The following is a 22,035-nucleotide window of genomic DNA, read 5'->3' as shown; positions in this document are numbered from 1 at the left end:
AATTTCCCGAATGGCGATCAACCGCAGTCAAGGCTGATTGCAATAAGCGCTCAAGCCATGACGCAAAACATCGATCGCTTCAGCCACGCCCTCAACCGCTGGCCCCAATGCCTGAGGGTCGCGCTGTTCACACACTGCCTCCAATGCTTCACACCCACTGATCAATAGGTTTGCCTTGACCATCCGCGCGCCGCCCTTGGCACGGTGAGCCAGGTCGTGCAGCTTGGCAAAATCTGCCTGGCTGGCCAGGCGCGGCAGTAAGGCACGGTCTGCCTCCAGGCTTTCGAGCAACGGCGCCAGCAATTCGACAAGCGCAGCGTGATCATCGCCGGTCAGCGCGACCAATGTGCTCAAGTCAAATGTCGCCACGGGCTGCGGGCCCGCGTCGGCCACACGCGAGGCCAGCGCCGACCGCAAGTCGTCAAGCCCGGTTGGCTTGAACAGGCAGCCATCCATGCCCGCCTGCCGGCAGCGCTCGGCTTCCTCCGGTTGTGCGTTGGCGGTGAACCCCAGCAACAGGCAGGGTTCCAGACCCTGTTCACGCTCTTGCGCGCGAATCTCCTGTGCCAGCTGATAGCCGTTCTTGAACGGCATGTTGCAATCGGTAATGACGCCGTCGAACTGCCCCGCTCGCCACTGTTCAAGCCCTTGAACACCGTCTTCGGCCGTGACGATATGGTGGCCCAGAAAGCTCAACTGTCGAGCCAGCAGCAAGCGGTTGGCCGGGTAGTCGTCCACCACCAGAATCTTCAGCGCACGGCCCTCAGGCGCCGCCTCTTGCGCAGGCTCAACCGGGGCCGGCAGCGTGGCGGACATGGCCAGGGTCAACGTCACGTCCACCCGAGTACCGTGCCCCAGCACGCTACTCAAGTGCAATTGACCACCCATCATTTCACACAAGCTGCGGCTGATCACCAACCCCAGCCCAGACCCGCTACGTGCCGACTGCTGGTTATTGCTGCCCTGGATAAACACACTGAACAACCGCTGCTGATCGGCGATGCTGATTCCGATGCCGGTGTCTTGCACCCATAACTGGACGGCCAAGCGATCGTCCTCGACCACCGCCTGCGCAACCAGACTGACCTGCCCATGAGAAGTGAACTTGATGGCATTGCTCAAAAGGTTCGATACCACCTGCTTGAATCGCAGCGGGTCGACCAGCACCGCCCGGTCAATCAACGGGTCCAGCTCAACCTGCAGCGCCAGCCCCTTGGCGCGGGCCAGCCCCTCGAACACGCGCGCGACCGACGCTAACAGCTCATGCAGGTTGGCGGGCTCCAGGGTCAGCGACAAGTGCCCAGACTCAATGCGCGCGATATCGAGAATATCGCCGATCAACTCCAGCATGCCCCGCGAAGCCACCGAAGCCACCTCCAGGGCGTCGCGGTCGACCCGCCCCTGCTCGGCATTTTTCAACGCCAGCTCGATCATGCCGATTACGGCGTTCATGGGCGTGCGGATCTCGTGGCTCATGGTCGCCAGGAAGGTAGTCTTGGCGCGATTGGCGGCATCGGCATCGTCCTTGGCTTCCTGTAGCTGGCCGAGCAACCGATGCCGCTCGCTCACGTCGACCCAACCGGCAATCATGCCCACTACTTTCTCGTCGCCGTCGCGATACGGCAGCATCCATTGGTAAATGGTCAACACATCGCCATTGGGCACCTTGAGTATTCGGTCATGAATCTGCGGCTCGCCCCCCGCCATCAAGCGCAGGTAATCCTGATGAAACGACTGGGCCTGTGGCGGGTTTTCGACGTCGGTTTCCACCACCGTCCTGCCGATCACGTCTTCAAGCTTGTAGCCAAACACGTCGAGGTAGGCGTTATTGCAGGCCATCAACCGCCCTTGGCGGTCACGCACGTAAATCGGGTGCGGCGTGCCGTCGATCAATACGCTCATAAACCGCATCTGATCGCTCAGCGCTCGCTCGGCCTGTAGCCGCTTACGAATCAGGCTGCGCAGGTAAATGGCCCAGCCCAGCGTGACGGCCAACAACAGCGCCGCCAACCCAAAACCCTGAAGAATCACGTTGCGATAACGCAACCAGTAACTGTCCTCGATGATGACCTCGCTGCGCCACTGGCCAATCAATTCGTCCATTTCCTGCGGGGTGATACTCAGCAGCGCCTTGTCGAGGATCGAATACAACTCCAACTGACTGCGGTTGACCCCAAAGGTCACGCGTGCAGGCTCAGTGCCGACCGTACTGGTGACACGCAAGCGGTCGCGGTAATACCGGCTGATCAAATAGCGCGCGCTGATCAATGAGTTGACCGCACCATCGGCGTCACCGTTGGCCACCAGCGCCATGGCTTGCTGGGGGTTCTCCACATCGACAAACATCACGCCTGGAAAATTCTGCGCTATCTCATCGTGCAGGCCATTGCCAACCACCATGGCCAAGCGTTTGCCAACCATCTCCTCCAACGTGAGCGGGCTGTGTGGACTGTCACGGGTTACCAGCACAAAGGGGTTGGTCAGGTAGGGCCGGGTAAAGCGTACTTTTTCGGCCCGCTCCACACTGGGGGTGATAACCGCCAGCATGTCCGCCGTCCCCGCACTGACGATGTTGACCTGGCGCGGCAACGAACTGCCTGGCACCACATCGAACTTCAAGCCGGTGCGCAAGCTGATGCGCGATAACACCTCGGCACTCAACCCTTCGAATTGACCTCGACCACCAATAAAAGATAACGGTAGGAAGTCATTGAGCACCGCGACCCTGACCCGTGGGTTTTTCTGCACCCAGCGTTGCTCACTGGCGCTCAAGTGCAGCCGGTCAACGCCGATTATGCCCAGGTTACCTCCGCTCCAGCGGCGCAGGATTTCCATCTGCTCGCTGGCGGGAATCGCCTCCAGCGCGGCATTGAGGATGGGCAGCAAACGCGTGTTTTCCCGGGTGACGGCAAACGCAAACGGGTTGACTTCCAGGCCGGAAAAATCCGCCATGCGTACATTATTGAGGTGGTTGCGATTGATCAGGTAATTGCTGCTGATGGCATCCCCCAGGTAGACGTCGGCACGACCAAACGCCACGGCGCCAATGGCTTCGAAGGTCGAGGCAAACAGTTCCAACTGGGCTTTGGGGTAAAACGCCCGTACGGCGTCGGGCTGCATGTAGTGATAGAGCATTGCCACGCGCTTGCCGGCCAGGCCGTCATTCAATACCTGGCTGTCACCGCTGCGGGTCACCAGGGTCGGTTGGTCGTTGGCATAAGAGCGAGACAGCAGCAGTTGCGGGTCGGCCGCTTCATAGCCATTGGCGGAACCGAGGAAATCCACCACCCCCTGCTTCAGCGCCTCGACCACCTCATCGCGGGTGTCGTAACGCCGAACCTCGATGGAGATATGCAGGGCCTGGCCGACCAATGCGGCAAAATCAGCCGTGATCCCTTCGAGTTCGTCGTTGTTATTGGTCAAGTCAAAAGGTGCGTAATCGGGCGCCGAAACGCCCATCAGCAACGAGCGTCGCTCACGCAGCCAACGCCAATCGGCCTCGTCAAGCGCCACTTGCGGGGTTTCGATATGAGAGTGCCCCAACAGCCGCAAAGCGTGAGGCTCTTCAAGGGCCACCGCGATCAGAGGTAACAGGCTCATCCAAAGGATCGTGACGAACCTGATAAACACGGTGGCGATCATTTCAGATCAGATCAGATGGTTGCGCTGGGCAAACTTGGATAAGTGCACTACCGAGGACATTCGCAACTTCTCCTTGAGTCGAGTCTTGTAGGTACTGATGGTCTTGTGACTCAGCAGCATTTGCTCGGCGATTTCCTTGTTGCCCAACCCTAGGGCGAGCATTTGCAGTACGGTGAGTTCGCGGTCAGACAAACATTCGATCATCTGCCGTTCTGTTTCTTGCAAATCGTCGCGCCGCACCGAACTGGTCGGCAAACTGGGGAAGCAGCTGTAGCCCGACATGATCGCCTTGATAGCCTTTTGCAGCTCATCCAGTTCGCCGGTCTTGGCGACGAACCCCATGGCGCCGGCGCGCATGCAGCGGGTGGAAAAGAACACTGCCAGGTAGGACGTCAGCACCAGAATCTTGCACGGCAAGCCCAACGCCTTGATCCGGCTGATGACCTCCAACCCGCCTAATTTAGGCATCGCCAGGTCGAGGATGATCAGCTCGGGACGTTGCTCCCTCGCCAATTGCATGGCATCTGCGCCATCCCCTGCCTGAAAAATTTCAACAAAACCCTCCAACTGCAAGAGGTGTTTGACCGTCGCCCGGATAAACGGATGGTCATCCACAATTAATGCTTTGCTCATAAAACTTCCCTATGTGGACAAAATACCCTTACACATCACACCGGATCTGGGTACCTGTGAGAAATGACAGTTCCGACGAGCGGCGCTGCCTTATCAGTACGGTAACCAAGCCGTGTCTGGCCCCTTCAATTAACTCAGCATAATCACGGACGCCGGACCTCAATGACCCAACAGCCGCAAGTGCCCAACCTTAGCAACGCAATGATGTTTCAACTGAAGGGATAATCCGGACTAGATGTAGGATTTTTCCACAATCAAGCTTAGCCAATCCTGGCTAACTCATCAGGGTCAGTCGGTAGTACTCGGGCTCCAGAAAGCCTGTACCACCAGGGTTGAAGTTGAGAGGCGCGCTACCAGTGCATCCAGCTCATCACCATCCACCGACGTGGCGGCCAGGATGGCCTCGATTTCCACTTCGTCGCTGCCGAACGGCCGCACATCGACATCACTGGCTGGGTAGTTGCAGCGTGCCAACTCGGCTTCCAGCAACACCATCACGGCCTGTTGCTGACTGCGTCGCGCAATCACGTAAAGGATATTGGTAACCTCTGCCGACACCACGTCCAAGGGTTGGCGGTTGATGTTATTGACGATCGGCCGCAGCAAGGTGTTGGCCGCCAGCACAAACAGCGTACCCAGCAATGCCTCAAGGATCAGGTCGGCGCCGGCACAGGCGCCCACCGCCGCTGAAGCCCAGAGGGTCGCGGCAGTGTTAAGCCCGCGTACATTGCCCTCTTCCCGCATGATCACACCCGCCCCCAAAAAGCCGATGCCCGACACCACGTAAGCGACCACGCGCACCGCGCCTTCCGCACCACCGAGCCGGTTGGCCATGTCGACAAAGATCGCCGCGCCTACCGCCACCAGCACATTGGTGCGCAGCCCCGCGGTGCGCTGGCGATATTGGCGCTCGAAACCGATCAAGCCACCGAGGATAAATGCCGCGCTGAGGCTGACGACGGTGTCGACCAGGGAGTTGAGGTTGATGTTGTTGATTGCCTGCATAAAAAATCTCCATGAATGCAGCGACAAATTGGAAAACACCGTGGGTTCCTGTGGGAGCTGGCTTGCCTGCGATAGCGGTACACCGGCCAATGAATCTGGCGACTGATACACCGCCATCGCGGGCAAGCCCGGCTCCCACAGGGTTTGCGGTGTTGCATGGCACTCACTACTGCCAGCCAAACCTGCGGATGTAGTAGCCTTTCACCGCTTGGGTCAGCGCCATGTACGCCAGCAAAATCACCGGCAGGAACACAAAGTACAGCGACGGCAGCGCCTGCAATTTGAAGTAATGCGCCAACGGCCCCATCGGCAGGAAAATCCCCACGGCCATGATCACGCCGGTCATCAGCATCAACGGCAGCGCTGCACGGCTTTGCAGAAACGGGATTTTCGGGGTGCGGATCATGTGCACGATCAGGGTCTGGGTCAGCAGCCCCACCACAAACCAGCCGGATTGGAACAGCGTCTGGTGGTCTGGCGTGTTGGCATCAAACACATACCACATGAGTGCGAACGTGGTGATGTCGAAGATCGAACTGATCGGCCCGAAAAACAGCATGAAGCGCCCCACCTCGCCTGGCTGCCAGCGTTGTGGCGTGGCAAGCATCTCGTCATCGACGTTGTCGAACGGAATCGCGATCTGCGAGATGTCATACAGCAGGTTTTGCACCAGCAGGTGCATCGGCAGCATCGGCAAAAACGGGATGAAGGCACTGGCCACCAACACCGAGAACACGTTGCCGAAGTTGGAACTGGCGGTCATCTTGATGTACTTGAGCATGTTGGCGAAGGTGCGCCGGCCTTCCAGTACGCCCTCTTCCAGGATCATCAGGCTCTTCTCCAGCAGGATGATGTCGGCCGCTTCCTTGGCGATGTCCACCGCACTGTCCACCGAAATACCGATATCCGCCGTGCGCAACGCCGGAGCATCGTTGATGCCATCGCCCATAAAGCCCACCACATGCCCGTTGGCCTTGAGCAGGCGCACGATGCGTTCCTTGTGGCTGGGGGTGAGCTTGGCAAACACATTGGTAGTTTCCACGGCCAGGGCCAGTTCGGCGTCGCTCATGGCTTCGATGTCGTTGCCCATCAGCAAGCCTTGTTGTTCCAGGCCCACTTCGCGGCAGATCTTCGCCGTGACCAGTTCGTTGTCGCCGGTCAACACTTTGACCGCCACGCCGTGGGCCTTCAGGGCCTTGAGGGCGGGTGCGGTGCTCTCTTTGGGTGGGTCGAGAAACGCCACGTAGCCGATCAGCGTCAGGTTGTTCTCATCGGCTAGGGTGTAGGTGTCTCGTCCTGCCTGCATCGGCTGCGCCGCGACCGCCACCACCCGCAGCCCTTCTTCGTTAAAGGCTGCGGTCACCTGGCGAATGCGCGCCAGCAGTTCGTCGGTCAGCACTTCATCGACGTCGCCATGGCGCACGCGGTTGCATACCGACAAAATCTCTTCCACCGCCCCCTTGCAGATCAACAGGTGCGGTTGGTGCTGCTCGGCCACCACCACCGACATGCGGCGGCGGTTGAAGTCGAAGGGAATCTCGTCAACCTTGTGGAACGCGGTGCCGACTTTCAGCTCGCGATGGATGTCCACATGCTCAAGCACGGCCACATCCAACAGGTTTTTCAAGCCGGTCTGGTAGTAGCTGTTGAGGTAGGCCATTTCCAGCACGTCGTCCGCTTCCTGGCCCCACACGTCCACATGGCGCGCCAGGAAAATCTTATCCTGGGTGAGCGTGCCGGTTTTGTCGGTGCACAGCACGTCCATCGCGCCGAAGTTCTGGATCGCGTCCAGGCGCTTGACGATCACCTTCTTGCGCGACAGAAACACCGCACCCTTGGCCAGGGTCGAGGTGACGATCATGGGCAGCATTTCCGGGGTCAGGCCCACCGCTATCGACAGCGCAAACAACAACGCCTCGGTCCAGTCGCCTTTAGTGAACCCGTTGATGAACAGCACCAGCGGCGCCATCACGAACATAAAGCGAATCAGCAACCAACTGACCTTGTTGACCCCCTGCTGGAACGAGGTGGTCGCACGGTCCGTCGCCGTGACGCGTTGCGCCAGGGCACCAAAGTACGTGCTGTTGCCGGTGGCCAGGACCACCGCCGTGGCGGCGCCGGACACCACGTTGGTGCCCATGAACAGAATATTCTCCAGTTCCAGCGGGTTGCGTGTGTGGGCGTCCTGCTGGTGGGCGAACTTCTCCACTGGCATGGATTCACCGGTCATCGCCGCCTGGCTGACGAACAAGTCCTTGGCGCTGAGCACGCGGCAGTCCGCGGGGATCATATCGCCGGCCGACAACACAATCAGATCGCCCGGCACCAGTTGCTTGATCGGCAGTTCAATGCGCTTGGCAGCATCGCGGCGCAGCACCGTCGCGGTATTGCTCACCATGGCCTTCAAGGCATCGGCGGCCTTGTTCGACTTGGCCTCCTGCCAGAAGCGCAACAGGGTCGAGAGCACCACCATGGAGAAAATCACCGTGGCGGCCTTCATGTCTTCGGTCAGCCAGGAGATCACCGCCAACAGGGTCAGCAGCAGGTTGAAAGGGTTCTTGTAGCAATGCCACAGGTGCACCCACCACGGCAGCGGCTGCTCGTGCTCGACTTCATTGAGGCCGTATTGCATACGCAGGGCGTCGGCTTCCTGGGTGTTCAGGCCCTCGGCGTGGCTGCCCAGTACACCCAGCAATTGCACGGTGCTGCGGTTGGCAGATGCCACCAGTGTCTGCGCCAGGCTAGGCGGTACTTCGCGGCTGACGCTGGCGTCGGTCACGGTCTCCAGCATCGCCAGGCGGCGAAAATGCCGGGCGATATGCCGGGTCCGCAGGAAACCGGCGAAGAACTCTTTGAGCAAAGTGAGGTTCATGGTGTAACTCCTGCGCGAGGAAAAACCGTCGTGCAGGTACTGCCCGTCCACACCGCGCCCGTCACACAGGCACAGCCGAACCTGGCCCGCCCGCCGTAACAGGCAGGCGCGTCCGTAGCATCCAGGCGTTACCCAGGTGCTGGTCAGCGTCGATGAGAGGGAATCAGGCAGGCGCCAGGACTGGCCACCGCCGGGATGCCGCTTCTCGCTTTGTGAGGCGAGACAACGGCATCTGGAAAATGCGCGTTACCTTGCCAAGAGGCCGGTTACCGAAACCGGCCGACGACTGTCACTCGAACAAGTACCCACTGAGGGTCTCCGCTATTGATGAAAACGCGCGAAGCTTACGCCCCGATGTTGGCGGAGTAAACCGTAGGAAAGTGCCTGCATGGTGAATAAGAAAATTCTTCAGGATGGGTTCAGGTAACAACCGTAGGAGCGAGCTTGCTCGCGAAAAACGCCAACGATAACGCGTGCTTGCTGTGTGAACGCGGCGCCTTCGAGTTTTTCGCGAGCGGGCTCGCTCCTACAGAAGGCGGTGTGCTGCTTTTACTCATGCGCCTGCCTGCTGTCGGTCGGCGCTTGAGCACGGTCCTCGAGACTGTAATCGCGCACCACCTGGGCAATGCGCAGGTGGTAGTCAGCAAAAACCTGCAGACGGCCTGTTGACTGAGCGGCTCGATGTAGCTCAAGGCTGCGCCACTGCTGAATGGCTTCCTCGTCACGCCAGAATGATAGGGAGAGTAGTTTTGAAGGTTCACTCAGGCTCTGGAAACGCTCAACTGAAATAAAGCCATCGATTTGAGCGAGCAGAGGCTTGAGTTCGGCAGCGAGGTCGAGATAACGCTGGTAGTGCTCCTCATGTGGCCAGGCTTCAAAAATAACAGCGATCATTGTTGAGTCTCCTCATCACGGTAGAACCTCGGGATGCGGCCATTAAGGGAAGGCAGATAATCCCAGCGATAAGCAAGGGCAGATAAGTCTGGCCGTCGATGCAAGAATGCCGAAATCACCTCTGAGGCAATAGCCAATGCCAAGGACTGGCCTGGGCATTGATGCCTGCCTGCGCCGAAGCTGAAGGTTCGTCGTTGAGTTCGTTTGAGCAAGAAGCTGTCGGGGTCTGGGTTGACGGCGGGATCTCGGTTGGCAGCAGCAAGCAATAGTAAAACGGTATCGCCCGCCTCTAGAACGCTGCCGCCAATCGTGCAGCGCTGTGCAACGAAGCGCCGGGTGTTCTGTACCGGTGAGTCGTGGCGCGCTACCTCTGCCACCCACTCAGCGACGCGCATCGGGGTAGCTTGCAGGTCAGGGTTTCGTTGGAGCGCTATGAGGGCGTTGCCGATCAGGCCGGCAGTGGCTTCGCAGGTCTGTGACAACAGCCCAATCAGATTCGCTATCAACGCCTCATCGTCTTTCCAGGCTGAGGCTTGGTATTCGCCATAAAGACGCTCCAACACGCCGCTGCCCTTATCATCGTTACTCAGCAGCACCTGAAACATCTGCCTCAGCCGAGCCGCCCCGCAATGGGCTGCACTGAGTTGAGCTTCGTCGCTCAATGGCGATAGACAGGCGACAAAATCCCGTGTCAGTTGCGCGACTTCCTGCAACTGGCTGGGTGCGAAACCTATCAACGTCGCAATGACCGAAACCGGTAACCTGAACATCCACTCGTTCGGGTTACCGACGGGGTCATCCAATGTCTCGACAACCCGCGCCACAATGCCTGCGAGATTTTCGCTTCCTAACGAGCCCAAGGCCGGCTCGATAACCATCCGGGGGCAGCGGTGTTGCGCCCCCTCGTTCATACGCATCAAACGACCAAAGATATCGCCTGCCGCGCCTTGAGCAATGGCCGCTGGAATCGGCTCGTGCAGTGGGCGTACAAGGCAGTCGGGATGCTCCAGGATGGCCTCGACAACGCTGGCGCCACTGGCAATCCATAAACCAAGATCTGCATCAAAGACCAGTTCACTGTGTCGTCTGAGGCGTGCGTAATAATCGTAGGGGTCGGCATGGGTAACGGCTTCAAACGGCGTCATTTTGGCAGTCCTTTTCGCAAAGAACGGCTACTATCGAACAACCGTCACACCGACAATTCGCTCAGGAACGAAATATGGATTCCCACAGCAATGACACCGCCATTTCGCGTGTCGCCGGCGCGATTGCCGAACCTGCAAGGACGAAAATGCTGTGCTCGCTGATGGACGGCCACGCCCGCACCAGTACGGAACTGGCCGTCATCGCCGACGTCAGTGCTTCTACGGCGAGCGCACACTTGGCAAGGCTGAAAGAGGACGGCTTGGTAAAACTGCACACCCAGGGCAGGCACCGCTACTTCAGCCTGGCAGACGCTCACGTGGCCAAAGCCATCGAAGCCCTCATGGTGATCAGCCGAAACGCTCAGACCGGGTTTGTTTCGACTACCCCCAGTCGGTTGCAGCTCGCGCGAACCTGTTATGACCACATGGCGGGGTCCTTGGCGGTACAACTGCACGACTATTTCCTCGACTCCGGCTGGCTGAGCATGTCGGACGCGGGTGACGGTACGTATCGGCTCAGCGTGGAGGGCGAAAAAGCGATGACAGGCCTCGGTATCGAGGTAGAAACCGTAAGGGCGCAGCGGCGTCGTTTCGCTTGCGCATGCCTGGACTGGAGCATGCGCCGCCCTCACCTCGCCGGCGCACTGGGGGCCGCTGTGCTACAGGCCGTCATCAGCCGCAAATGGGTTATCCAGGACCTTGATAGCCGGGCGCTGGCGGTGACGCCCAAGGGGCGAAAGGAGCTGTCGGGCAGGTTTGGGATCAGGGTTGAAGAGCCAGAACTGAAGCGCTCAGGCAGCGCCTGCGCTTAACGCCAAGCACCGTCCATGTTCGGCCACCTCAATCATCCCGCGTCAGCACTTCCAACAATTCGATCTCGAAACGCAGATTACTGTTGGGTTTGATATGCGCGCCCATCGAGCGCTCGCCATAGGCCAGGTGCGCCGGTACATACAACGTGCGCACGCCGCCAACCTGCATGCCCATCAAGCCCTGGTCCCACCCCTTGATCACGCGGCCAGTGCCGATCACGCACTGGAACGGTTTGCCCCGCTCCCAGGAGGAATCGAACACCGTGCCATCTTCCAGGGTGCCGGTGTATTGGGTGGTGATCAGCGCGCCCTTGACCACGGCTTTGCCGTCGCCCAGGCGGATGTCGGTGACCTGCAGTTCGTCGTTGCTCATGGGGTTCTCATTGAAGGGGTGAAGGGCTGGGGTTTTCCCAGAATCGGATGGGTTTGGCAAGTGCAGGGGAATGGCCAGCGTGATGGTGAACCGTTCGCTGGAATGCATACAGCCGCGTTAACACAATCCAATGTGGGAGCTGGCTTGCCTGCGAAGGCGGCGTGTCAGTCAATGCATCTGTGTCTGCACTACCGCTTTCGCAGGCAAGCCAGCTCCCACAATTGAATCTGCATGCATCCAGAAGCCTTTACAACCAATGCCAGAACCGGCTCCAGAACCCTCGCCCCAACTCATCCTTGCACCCGGCATATTGGCGCGCATACATCTGCGAACGCGCTTGCACCTTGCTTGCCACCGGTGGCAGCCAGGCTTTGCTGGCGTAGGTGCGCTGGCGGTAGCCGCCCCAGCCTTCGTGGTAGTTCAGGTACTGACCATAGGCGTCGTATTTGTAGACACCGTTGATGGTGTAGGTCTTGTCCATGTACCAGCCGATAAAGTCGATGGCGTCGTCGAAGTCTTCGCGATCAGCGCCGCTGCGGCCGGTGGCTTTGCGGTAGTCGTTCCACACTTCATCCTTGGCCTGGGCATAGCCGAAAGCGGTGGAGACGCGGCCCCAGGGAATGATCCACAGCAGGTATTTACGCGGGGTCTTGGCGTCGTGGCGAAAGCCCGACTCCTGATACATGATCGCGAACGGCACCTGGATCGGTACGCCCCAACGCTTTTGCGTGACTTTGGCGGCGTCGTACCAGTCGTCTTTTTCGCGCAAGATACCGCAGAGGTCGTTGGGCGTGCGTGGCGGCGAGGTGCCGCACGCCGCCAACAGGGAAGTGAGTAATAACAGTCCGACGGCTTTGCCTGCGCTCAAGGGGCACCTTTGTGGGATAAGGGTAAAATGCCAGCATTTTACCCCTTCACACAGGCGGCGTCCTTGCCGCAGACAGTTTTAAGCCAAGGGCACGCGACGGGTAGTCAGCGCGATACGACCGATAAAGAAGCTCAAGGCCGCGCCCAACAGCAGCATGGCCAAGGTGCTCCAGGCCGCGCGGGACAGTTGCTTGGCTGCGACTTCACCGGCTTCACGGGCTTTCTGTTCCGCCTGTTTTTTCAGCTCATCGACCTTTTGCATGGCTTGCTGATAAGCCTGGGCATAGTTGTCGACGATCTGGGTGGCTTCTTCTTTGCTCTTGCCAGTGCGGGCCGCGACGATGTTGACCAGCGCCTCTTTATCCGCTGCATTCAGGGCTGGCTCGCCGGACGCTTTCACACGTTCGAACCACTGCTTGAGCTCATCACCGGCCTGGGCAGGGTTGGTCGCCGCATCGGTGGCCGACTGCTTGCCATCGGCTGCTGCCTGATCGGCTTTTTGCTCAACATTGGCAGGGTCCAGCTCAGCCTTGCCGCTCTGCTTGAGCAAGGTATCCAGTTGGCCTTGCAGGCTGTTCCAGTCCAGCTCGATGCCCTGCTCGTTCAACTGCTGCTTGATGCTATTGCCAATCCCCGGCGCGGCGGCAGCAATGCCACTGCCAGCTGCGGACAGGCCTTTGCCCACCACGTTGCCGGCAGTGCCGACCACGCTGGACGCCAAGCCCGCCAGCAGCCAAGTGGTGAGCAAGGTGGTCAGGGTCCAGGTCAGCACCCCATGCAGGCCGCCACGATCCGGTGCCGTGCGGCCGGCCACGAACGCGCCCAATGCGATGGCGACCAGTGTCGATACAAACAACCAGATACCCGCACCCGTGCCAAAACCGCTCAACGGGTTGCCCGCTTCCATCGGGTCAACGGCACTGGCGCCAATGGCGGTGCCCAACACACTCAAGACCAGGTAGGTGACCAGTGCGATTGCACTACCGGCCAATACCGAGCTCCACGACACACGAAACAGCGATCGATTGGATTCATAGACAGTGGTCATACAAAGGTCCTTTTCAAATTGAGGAGCAAGGCAATGCGCCTTGATGGGTGTGAGTGTGGCGAAACGACATACGTTCAGTCCTGGCCTATATGCACCAGGCAGCCTGGTGCATTCGCACTGCCCCGTAGGCAATTACTCTGCACTATCCTGAAGCCGGGATGTCGTAACCCAATGTGCCTTGCCCTGCCCTAATCGGAGACGTTATGACCCAGGATGTTCTCGCCAAAGAAACCAACCGCCGCCAACTGCAAACCATCATCTCCGGGCTGTCCGACGGTGTGATCCTGGCCGAGGTCGACCAGACCATTCTCTGGGCCAATGAAGCGGCGTTGACCATGCATGGGGTCAGCGAGGTCAAGGAACTGGGCGCCAATACCGAGGCGTACGCCAAGCGCTTTGCCCTGCGCTACCGCAACAACCACCCCTTGGCACTGGACAGCTACCCCCTCAGCCGCGTGGCCGCCGGTGAAGAGTTCAGCGATGTGGTGGTGGAGGTCACACCCGCCGACGACGAACACCGCAGTTGGGTGCATCGCCTGCGCAGCCTGGTGCTGACCGACGCCCAGGGTGAGCCGGAGTTGCTGGTGCTGATCCTCAGCGACGCCACCGAATGGGCCAGCGCCGAGCAACGCTTCGAGAAAACCTTCAACGCCAACCCGGCGCCCGCCGTGATCTGCCGCCTCAGCGACTTGCGCTACATCAAGGTCAACCATGGTTTTTTGGAGATGACCGGCTATAACCGCGACCAGGTCATCGGCAAATCCGTGTATGAGCTGGATGTGCTGGAACAGGCCGAGCGCAAGGACCTGGCGATCCAGCGCCTGGGCGAAGGCGCGACCATCCCGCAGATGCAGGCCGAACTGAGATTGCCCGAAGGCGGCAGCAAACTGGTGATCGTCGCCGGCCAACCGTTGGACATGAACGAGGAAGACTGCATGCTGTTTTCCTTCACCGACCTGGAGCCACGGCGCAAAGCCGAGATCGCCCTGCGCCAGAGCGAAGAGCGCTTCGCCAAATCCTTTCGCCTGACGCCCGTGCCGACCCTGGTGTGCAGTGCCGACAACCGCCAGGTGGTGGACATCAACGAAGCCTTCATGAGCATCACCGGCTACATCAGCGAAGAATTGATCGGCAAATCCATCGAAGACATCAACTTCATCGACAGCCCCCAGGCCGGCGCGCAGTTGTTCGCCACCCTGGAAAAAGCCGGCAACCTTGAAGGCCAGGACCTCAAGGTACGCAAGAAAGGCAACGAGGTGATCGACTGCGTGGTGTCCGCCGACACCGTGGTTATTCAGGACGTACCCTGCTACCTGATGGTGCTGATGAACATCACCGAGCGCAAACGCTCGGAGCTGGAACTGGTGGCGGCCATCGAGGAAGTCATGCAGGACGCGTCCTGGTTCAGCCAGACCCTGATCGAGAAGCTGGCCAACGCTAAGAGCGTCAACAGCCCCAACCTGCCGAACGTTTCCTTCACCGACCTCACCGCCCGCGAGCGCGATGTGTTGGGCCTGATCTGCGAGGGCCTGGCGGACAAAGAGATCGCCTCGCGCCTGAAACTGGCGCCCAACACCGTGCGTAACCATGTGGCCACGGTGTATTCCAAGCTGGGGGTGCACAGCCGTAGTGCAGCGATCGTCTGGGCCCGTGAACGCGGGCTGTTTGCCGGTGATTTGCGCCTGAAAAACAAACCCTGACCCTGCAAATGCACTAGTGCGACTAGTGCGAATTCGCCTTATTGAGCGGCGGTGCAAGCAATAACCTTCAAGGGATCGTATTTATGCCTTGAAGGAACCCGCATGTTTACCCTCTCTCAACTGCGCAACTGCATCGAAGAAGGCCTGTCACCGCTGACGTGCGAATTCACCCTGTGCCGGGACGCGTCCTTGACCCTCAAGGTCTACGACGCCGAGACCGGTCGTGTCGACTTGGTGGTGACCGGCATCAGCACCAACCGCCTGCAGACCCCGCAGGAAGTGGCGAAAATGGTGGATGAATTGCGCTACGAGCTGCAAAGCAACAACGTCGGCAAGCTCACGCTGGATGATCTGCCTTTATCGCCGCTCCCATGAAATAAAACACTCCGCCTGCAACGATAAACGCCCCCAGCATGTAGAACATGTAATGGGCTGGCAGGCTGGCCAACACCAGGCCACACAACACCGGCCCCAACGCGGCGCCGAGGTTGGACAGGTTTTGCGCCCCGTAATACATGCCCCGCAAGTGGTCCGGGGCAATTCGGTCGATAAACATGTACTCGGCCGGGAACACGATGATCTCCCCGACGGTGAACACCGCCATCGCCAGCACCCAGCCCACCACGCTGGTGGACAGCCCGAATCCGATCAACCCCAGCATGAACATGCTCAAGCCAGCGATCAGCCACTGGCTCAGGTAACGGTGCGAGATGCGCCGGCCAATCAAGTACTGCAAGGCAATCACTAGCACGGCATTGGTGGTCAGCACCGCGCTGATCACCGTGTAGGTGTATTCGGCGGTCGTGGTGGTCACCAGGTACTGCGACAGGTAGGCCGTGAACTGGCCGAACACCACCGCGCTGAGTAAACCGCCGAGGGTGAAGCACACCAGGCGACGGTCCTGCAGCAAAACGCGGGCGACGGCGAGAAACGGCACCGGCTTTTGCGTGGTGTCCACAGTGGCCAAGTTACGGTCACCCCAGCGCCCATACAGCAGAAAAAAAACCAGCCCCAACAGCGCCGACAGAATAAACGGCAGGCTGATATCCAGCTTGGCCACCATCGCGCCAAAGAACGGCCCTACGGCATAGCCGATATTGGTGAGGGTGTACTTGATGGAAAACACTTCGCTGCGCGCGTCTTCGGGCAGCAGGCTGGCGAAGCCGGCTTTCACCGCAATATCGATGACGGCATAAGCCAGGTTGATCAGGATCAGGCAGCCATAGAACGCCCAGATATTCTGCGCCAGCACCGTGCCGATAAACCCCAGCACAAACACCAGGCTCAAGCCGAGCAACAGCCGATAGCTATTGATGCGGTCGACCAGGAAACCGCCGTAGACACTAAGTAGCGAACCGACGATCAGCGAACTGCCGATTACCAGGCCGACCTGGGTAATGTCCAAGGCGAAATGGCTGGTGAGGTAGATCACGAGGTAAGGAAAGGTGATGGCCTTGGCCAGCGTCAGCAGCAACGTGGCGCACAGCAACAGGTTCACGGTGCGGGGGTAGTTTCTTATGGTGGCAAGCATCCTGCTCTCGTTCTTCAAAGGTAACGCGACCATCGCGGTCGGTTACCTTAACGCAAGAAACATAAAACGAGCAGGTGCCCCCGCGGGATTATTTCTTGACTGGCGTAATCTCGAGGATGGTGCCGTTGGTGGTCTTGAGCAGGACGTACTTGTCGCCTACACGCGCCCACTGGCTTTCTTCTTCAGGCTGCTTGAGGCCGTGTTTTTTCCAATCGCTGATGGCCGACTCCTTGCGCATCAGGATATCCGGCGCACGGTCGCCCTCTTTCAAGTCGCGAGCGTTGATGTTTGAAGGTTGCACGGTTTCCTGAGGGGTATCGCCGGCCTGCACTACAGCGCTGCCAGTGGAAAAGCTGGCAGCGACCAGCAAGCAAGCGGCTAAGGTTTTCGACTTCATGGGTGCTCCTTCAATTAATGGTGCGTACTCAGGTTCCGACCGCGGCGGCGCGCAATCATTCAGCCGTGTTTCCTGTGGCCAGAGATTGCTCCCGCTGGGCTGCGCAGCAGCCCCAAAAAGCCACACCTCGCATCCACTGAACGTATGCGGTGAATGGGTTGGGGCCGCTTCGCTGCCCAGCGGGAGCAAGCTCCCTCGCCACAAGGGGTACGTCGTTATAGCCAGGCGGCGTCCCAGAGTGAGTAGTCGCCAACATGCTCGACCAGTCCGGCTCGCAGTGGGTTGGCGATGATGTAGCGAGCAGCCTTGATAAGGTCTTCATCGGCCCGCACCGCACGATCGTGATAGCCGTACTGCCAGAAAGCTCCGTGTGTACGACGAGCTCGGTTGATGGCCAGTGTGCTGCACGACTTCACTCGTTTCATCACCTCAGGCAGCGTCGCGTCTCGCAGTTCAAATAACCAGTGAAGGTGGTCCGGCATAATGACCCAGGCCAGCGAGTTGACCAGTCCAAGGTCATGGGCTCGTTTAAGCTCGGCAACCAATAGCCGCCCCAGGTAAAGATCGGCAAACACCGGGCGACGTTGATAAACCACGGCAGTTACCAAATAAGCTCGGCCAGGTTCTGAATAACGGCCACGTCGTAACAAATGAGAATTGGGTTTGTGAAGCAATCCTTTGCTCCCCTGAATGGTTGAATGGTCCATTCAACCTAGCAGGCACCTGAGATGTCCCTGCTCAATACAGTTTCCCCATATTTCCCAATCCTTTGTGGCGAGGGAGCTTGCTCCCGCTGGGCTGCGCAGCAGCCCCAAAAAGCCACACCGCGCATCCACTGAACGCATGCGGTGAACGGGTTGGGGCCGCTTCGCTGCCCAGCGGGAGCAAGCTCCCTCGCCACAAAAGTTTGTGCATAGGGTTTGCGAGCGTGAAAATAATCGTGTAATTTTTCATGAAATTATTCGATATAAATTTCATGACCCCTCAAGAAGAACTTGCCACCCTCGCGGCGCTGATCCACGACCTGCGCAAGCACAAGAAGCTCACCCTGGCGCAACTTGCGCAAAAAATCGAGCGGTCGGTGGGGTTTCTGTCCCAGGTCGAACGTGGCCTGTCGCGCCCGACCGTGGCCGACTTGACCGCCATCAGCCACGCCCTCGACGTGCCCACCACCTACTTCTACAGCCTGCCCAAACCCAAGGCAGTGGACTGGGTCACCCGCCCCAACGAGCGGCGCACGGTGTATTACGCCAATGGCATCACCGACATCCTGGTGTCGCCAAGTATGAACGGCGCGTTTTCGATGCTCGACAGCCTGTTGGCCCCCGGCGCCAACAGCGGCGAGCAAAGCATGAGCGACCGTGCCGAACAGGCCGGGTTTGTGCTCGAAGGCGAGCTGACCCTGTGGGTGGATAGCGAAGCCGAGCCGGTCACCCTCGGTCCCGGCGACAGCTTCCACCTCGCCAGTTTCGCTCACTGCCGCTACGCCAACCTGACCGACCTGCCCGCCCGCGTCCTGTGGGTTTACAACTAGGAGCTGCACCCGTGAAAAGCCAATCCTCCACGTTGCTGGCCGAAGTACGCAGCTTTCGCCAGAACCACCCCGACGTGCGCTATGTCGACCTGATCGCCCTGGATATTCCCGGGCATTTCTATGGCAAGCGCTACCCGGTGGAGATGCTTGAGAAAGTCGCCGCCGGCAGCCCGCTGAAGCTGCCGCAGAATGCGGTGCTGCTGGGGGCCCAGGGTGGGCTGTTCAAGATTGGCGACTACTGCTTCAACGATGGCGACCCGGACGCCAATCGCCGATTGGTGCCCGGCACGCTCAAACCAGTCACCTGGGAGTCGCAGCCATTGGGGCAAATGCTCATCACCTCGGACGGCACCCAAGCGCCCATCGAATTCGAACCCCGCGAAGTCCTGGCCAAAGTGCTGGAACGCTTGCAGCACCAGGGCATTCACCCCGTGGTGGCGTTTGAGCTGGAGTTCTACCTGTTCGATAAACAGCTGGAAAACGGCCTGCCGCAATTTGCCCGCGACCCGCTCAGCGGAGATGCCGACGACCAGCCCAACCTGCATATCGAACGGCTGTCGCGCTTTAGCGACGTGCTCGACGACATGGCGCAAACCGCCAAGGACCAAGGCATCGACATCACGGTGATCACCGCCGAAATCGGCCCCGGCCAGTTCGAGATCAACTTCGGCCACTGCGACGACGGCCTGCGCGCCGCCGACTGGGCCGCCCTGTTCTGCCGCAGCACTCGTGGCGTGGCGCTCAAGCAGGGTTACCGCGCCAGCTTCATGGCCAAGCCCTACCTGCAATTTCCCGGCAGTGGCATGCATGTGCATGTGAGCCTTTACGACGCAGCGGGCAATAACTTGCTCGCGGCCCATCAGCAGCAGCCATTGCGCCACGCCGTAGCCGGTTGCCTGGAATTGCTGCCCCACTGCATGCCGATTTTCTCGCCCAACCACAATGCCTTCCGCCGCCTGGGCGGCACGGTCAACGCTGCGACGCGGGCGAGCTGGGGCTTTGAAGACCGCGATGCTTGTGTGCGCATCCCCGAGTCCGACCCGCGCAACCTGCGGATCGAGCACCGCCTGGCCAGCGCCGATGCCAACCCTTACCTGGTGCTGGCGGCGATCCTGGTGGGCCTGGAGCATGGCCTTGAGACCAAGCGTGAACCCATCGCACCACTGAACGAAGACCGCAACAGCGGCACCGATTTCCCGGTGGAAATGCTCGACGCCGTGCGTGCCATGCAGCAGCAACCGGTACTGCGCGACAAGCTGGGCGCGGAATTTGTCGACGTGTATTGCGAGAACAAACGCCAGGATCACTTGGCTTTCCAGCAAGAAATTCATGCGCGCGAATATCGCTGGTTTCTCTAAGGACGCGCCGCGATGGCGGCATAAAAACCTTGATCTAAATCAAGTAAAGGCTCTAGCACGGGCCTTTCAGGCTTAAGAATTGTCGAACAATCCTGGCCTTTGCCGTTGAGATCCATTATCATCCGGCGCCTTCTCGCTACCCGCCGGGTAGCTGTTTCAATGTGTCACCCGAGGCGCCCATGTACCGTTTTTCGTTTCACCGCCCTTTGATTGCTATCAGTCTGGGGCTGGTTTCCCATTCCGTCAGCGCTGCACTGCAACCCCTAGCCGAAGCCCCACTGGCCAACGACACCGAATTGCACTGCCACTTCAACCGCGACGCCAGCACCGACTGCACCACCACCTACCGCTACACGATCCTCAAACCCAACGGCCGCGAAATGCTCTCGCGCATCGATTTCGATTACTCCGAAGGCGATACCTTTGAAGTGATCAGCGCCCAGTCCACCCAGCCTGGCGCCAAGCCGGTCGCCCTCGCCGCCACGCAAATCGATACCCGCAGCGCGCCCAACCCAGACCAGGGTTTCAGCCGCGATAAGCAAACCTCCCTGGCCTTCCCCAACCTGCGCGTGGGCACAAAGATCCGCTACACCGTACGCCACCACTATCCGGCCAAACCGCTGATGAGCCAGTTCCATTACGTGCTCAAGTTCGGCCCCGGCGCGGCCCGCCGTGATCGTTTCAAGGCGCGCTTTACCGCCGAACGCCCGCTCCAGTGGCGTAGTGAAATGTTCGACGCCTTCAAAGTGACCCCTTCGAGCAACGGCAAAACCCTGGACGTGGCGCTTAAAGCGCCGATCTACCTCAACTACATCAATGAATCCTCCGCCGCCGCGCTGCTGCGCGTTCCACGCCTGGAAGTGGGCAGCGCCGTGGACCGCCAGGCGTACTTCGGTGATTTTGCCCAGCGTTACAACCAGATCCTCGGCGCCAACCTGCCGGCGCAAGCCGCCGCCGCCGTGGCCGCCGCACGCAGCCTGGCGCCGGCTGAGCAAGTGGCCGCGCTGATGCAGCACATCAATGATCATTACCGCTACCTGGGCGACTGGCGCGCCAGCGAGCGTGGTTATGTGCCGTTCAGCCTGGTGGAAATCGAGCAGCACGGCTACGGCGACTGCAAGGACCTGGCGACCCTGCTGACGGCCATGCTCAAGGCCAGCGGCATCAAGGCAGAGACCGCGTGGGTCAGCCGTGGCGACGTGGTCGATGCCCTGCTGATTCCTGGCACACAGGCGCCCAACCACGCCATCGTGCGTGCCGAAGTGAATGGCCAGGTGTGGTGGCTTGACCCGACCAACCCGGTCTTCGCCCCTGGCCAGACCATGCCCGATATTCAGGACCGCTGGGTGTTGGTCAACGACGCCCAGGGCCAAGTGCGCGAAGAACACATCCCACTGGAACGCCCCGAAGTCTCGATACGCCTGGACAAACAGGTGCAGTACGGCAAAGAGGGAGATGGCGCGGTCAAGGCGACTATTACCTTCAGCCGCCGGCCGCTGATGCAACTGAGCGTCGCCGATCGCCAGCAAGGCACCACCGCCACCGACCAGAACATCTGCGCCAACTTCGGCAACGACATCAGCGACTGCCAGATCACCCGCGACCCCACCAGTTTTGTGGTACATGACGGCTACAGCGTCAGCGCCCGCATGAACGATCAGCGCGCCCTGGAAAAACTGGCCAATGACTATGTCTACACCGACCCGTCCTTGAAAGACCGCTGGGAAGGTTACGTCAACTATCGTCGCCAGGGGCAACAGGCCGACCTCTACCTGGGCAACCCCGAAACCTATGACTACACCTACACCCTGGCAGGCGGGAAGATGGAAAAAGCCATCCCCGGCTGCAAGGTGCGCTCGCCCTGGTACGACCTCGACCTGGACGGAAAACTGGAAGACGGCTCACTGCGCTATCACTATCGCCTGAGCCAGAAAAAACGTTGGCTGACCCATGCCGAAGTCACCAGCGATGCGTTCGGCAAGATGATTGAAGAAGCTCGGGCCTGTGCCGAGCAGGTGCATCAGGTGGTGAAGCTCTAGACTATCCCTGACACAACACAGTCCAAATGTGGGAGCTGGCTTGCCTGCGATAACGGCGGGTCAGCTTGCACATGAGTGGCTGATACATCGCCATCGCAGCATAGGTATCTACACAACCTTGGAGGTTGTTGCAGCCAACGGTAACCACGATGCGAAGCGAGCCGCTCTTGATCTGCTTTTGATCT

19 protein-coding genes are annotated in these 22,035 nt (G+C 59.7%); 6 read left to right on the top strand and 13 right to left on the bottom strand.

Annotated elements, in window-relative coordinates; all coding sequences use genetic code 11:
• Nucleotides 1–27 precede the first annotated feature (27 nt).
• From QK296_RS26715 to QK296_RS26690, 6 genes are all read right to left on the bottom strand, one after another.
• A complete protein-coding gene (locus QK296_RS26715; RefSeq protein WP_244641761.1) occupies nucleotides 28–3,600 on the bottom strand; it encodes a transporter substrate-binding domain-containing protein in 3,573 nt (1,190 codons plus the stop codon).
• Nucleotides 3,601–3,648: 48 nt separating this feature from the next.
• Nucleotides 3,649–4,275 (bottom strand): response regulator transcription factor, encoded by a 627-nt coding sequence (locus tag QK296_RS26710; protein ID WP_003190370.1) that lies wholly within the window; start codon nucleotides 4,273–4,275, stop codon nucleotides 3,649–3,651.
• Nucleotides 4,276–4,563: 288 nt separating this feature from the next.
• Entirely contained in the window at nucleotides 4,564–5,280 is a 717-nt protein-coding gene (locus tag QK296_RS26705; RefSeq protein WP_003190369.1) for an MgtC/SapB family protein, read from the bottom strand.
• 166 nt (nucleotides 5,281–5,446) lie between these two features.
• The gene (gene mgtA, locus QK296_RS26700; protein WP_003190368.1) at nucleotides 5,447–8,152 is read right to left on the bottom strand and encodes a magnesium-translocating P-type ATPase; all 2,706 of its coding nucleotides are present in this window, start codon (nucleotides 8,150–8,152) and stop codon (nucleotides 5,447–5,449) included.
• Nucleotides 8,153–8,701: 549 nt separating this feature from the next.
• Entirely contained in the window at nucleotides 8,702–9,046 is a 345-nt protein-coding gene (locus QK296_RS26695) for an antibiotic biosynthesis monooxygenase (protein WP_192002583.1), read from the bottom strand.
• Nucleotides 9,043–10,191, bottom strand: a complete 1,149-nt coding sequence (locus tag QK296_RS26690) for a cytochrome P450 (RefSeq protein WP_003190366.1) — start codon at nucleotides 10,189–10,191, stop codon at nucleotides 9,043–9,045. Before QK296_RS26690 ends, QK296_RS26695 begins: the two co-directional genes overlap by 4 nt.
• Before the next feature lie 74 nt (nucleotides 10,192–10,265).
• Here QK296_RS26690 and QK296_RS26685 point away from each other — a divergent pair, with 74 nt between their 5' ends.
• A complete protein-coding gene (locus QK296_RS26685; RefSeq protein WP_169855148.1) occupies nucleotides 10,266–11,003 on the top strand; it encodes a helix-turn-helix transcriptional regulator in 738 nt (245 codons plus the stop codon).
• Nucleotides 11,004–11,031: 28 nt separating this feature from the next.
• On the opposite strand, the gene QK296_RS26680 is transcribed toward QK296_RS26685, so the two are convergent.
• From QK296_RS26680 to QK296_RS26670, 3 genes are all read right to left on the bottom strand, one after another.
• Nucleotides 11,032–11,376 (bottom strand): FKBP-type peptidyl-prolyl cis-trans isomerase, encoded by a 345-nt coding sequence (locus tag QK296_RS26680; RefSeq protein ID WP_003190363.1) that lies wholly within the window; start codon nucleotides 11,374–11,376, stop codon nucleotides 11,032–11,034.
• Nucleotides 11,377–11,623: 247 nt separating this feature from the next.
• The gene (locus QK296_RS26675) at nucleotides 11,624–12,244 is read right to left on the bottom strand and encodes a hypothetical protein (RefSeq protein WP_282391944.1); all 621 of its coding nucleotides are present in this window, start codon (nucleotides 12,242–12,244) and stop codon (nucleotides 11,624–11,626) included.
• Between the two features lie 78 nt (nucleotides 12,245–12,322).
• Nucleotides 12,323–13,291 carry a hypothetical protein gene (locus QK296_RS26670; protein WP_003190360.1) on the bottom strand — a complete coding sequence of 323 codons (969 nt, stop codon included), beginning with the start codon at nucleotides 13,289–13,291 and terminating at the stop codon, nucleotides 12,323–12,325.
• Nucleotides 13,292–13,494: 203 nt separating this feature from the next.
• On the opposite strand from QK296_RS26670, the gene QK296_RS26665 reads away from it, so the two are divergent.
• Entirely contained in the window at nucleotides 13,495–14,991 is a 1,497-nt protein-coding gene (locus tag QK296_RS26665; protein WP_034135283.1) for a helix-turn-helix transcriptional regulator, read from the top strand.
• Between the two features lie 102 nt (nucleotides 14,992–15,093).
• Nucleotides 15,094–15,366, top strand: a complete 273-nt coding sequence (locus QK296_RS26660) for a DUF1652 domain-containing protein (protein WP_003190355.1) — start codon at nucleotides 15,094–15,096, stop codon at nucleotides 15,364–15,366.
• On the opposite strand, the gene QK296_RS26655 is transcribed toward QK296_RS26660, so the two are convergent.
• The 3 genes from QK296_RS26655 to QK296_RS26645 form a co-directional block, all read right to left on the bottom strand.
• Nucleotides 15,329–16,522, bottom strand: coding sequence for an MFS transporter (locus tag QK296_RS26655; protein ID WP_034135282.1), 1,194 nt, complete (start codon nucleotides 16,520–16,522; stop codon nucleotides 15,329–15,331). The two genes, QK296_RS26660 and QK296_RS26655, sit on opposite strands and share 38 nt — an antisense overlap.
• Nucleotides 16,523–16,610: 88 nt before the next feature.
• On the bottom strand, nucleotides 16,611–16,919 hold the full coding sequence (locus QK296_RS26650; protein WP_282391939.1) for an RcnB family protein: 309 nt from the start codon (nucleotides 16,917–16,919) through the stop codon (nucleotides 16,611–16,613).
• 215 nt (nucleotides 16,920–17,134) lie between these two features.
• Nucleotides 17,135–17,626 carry a transposase gene (locus QK296_RS26645; RefSeq protein ID WP_052224669.1) on the bottom strand — a complete coding sequence of 164 codons (492 nt, stop codon included), beginning with the start codon at nucleotides 17,624–17,626 and terminating at the stop codon, nucleotides 17,135–17,137.
• Between the two features lie 269 nt (nucleotides 17,627–17,895).
• On the opposite strand from QK296_RS26645, the gene QK296_RS26640 reads away from it, so the two are divergent.
• The 3 genes from QK296_RS26640 to QK296_RS26630 all read left to right on the top strand — a co-directional run bounded on the left by QK296_RS26640 (nucleotide 17,896) and on the right by QK296_RS26630 (nucleotide 21,850).
• Nucleotides 17,896–18,453 carry an XRE family transcriptional regulator gene (locus tag QK296_RS26640; protein WP_044273146.1) on the top strand — a complete coding sequence of 186 codons (558 nt, stop codon included), beginning with the start codon at nucleotides 17,896–17,898 and terminating at the stop codon, nucleotides 18,451–18,453.
• 11 nt (nucleotides 18,454–18,464) lie between these two features.
• Nucleotides 18,465–19,811, top strand: a complete 1,347-nt coding sequence (locus QK296_RS26635) for a glutamine synthetase family protein (RefSeq protein WP_169913790.1) — start codon at nucleotides 18,465–18,467, stop codon at nucleotides 19,809–19,811.
• A 179-nt stretch (nucleotides 19,812–19,990) separates the two neighbouring features.
• Nucleotides 19,991–21,850: a DUF3857 domain-containing transglutaminase family protein gene (locus tag QK296_RS26630; RefSeq protein WP_282391932.1), complete on the top strand. Its 1,860-nt coding sequence runs from the start codon at nucleotides 19,991–19,993 to the stop codon at nucleotides 21,848–21,850.
• A 1-nt stretch (nucleotide 21,851) separates the two neighbouring features.
• On the opposite strand, the gene QK296_RS26625 is transcribed toward QK296_RS26630, so the two are convergent.
• Nucleotides 21,852–22,035 (bottom strand): hypothetical protein (locus QK296_RS26625; RefSeq protein ID WP_282391930.1); only part of this gene is annotated, 184 nt, incomplete at its 5' end.

Origin of the sequence: Pseudomonas sp. AL10, assembly GCF_029960685.1 — a bacterium.
In the GTDB taxonomy this organism is placed as follows: domain Bacteria; phylum Pseudomonadota; class Gammaproteobacteria; order Pseudomonadales; family Pseudomonadaceae; genus Aquipseudomonas; species Aquipseudomonas lactis.
The sequence above is the reverse complement of the archived record's forward strand: the minus strand, read 5'-3'. Positions and strand labels throughout refer to the sequence as shown.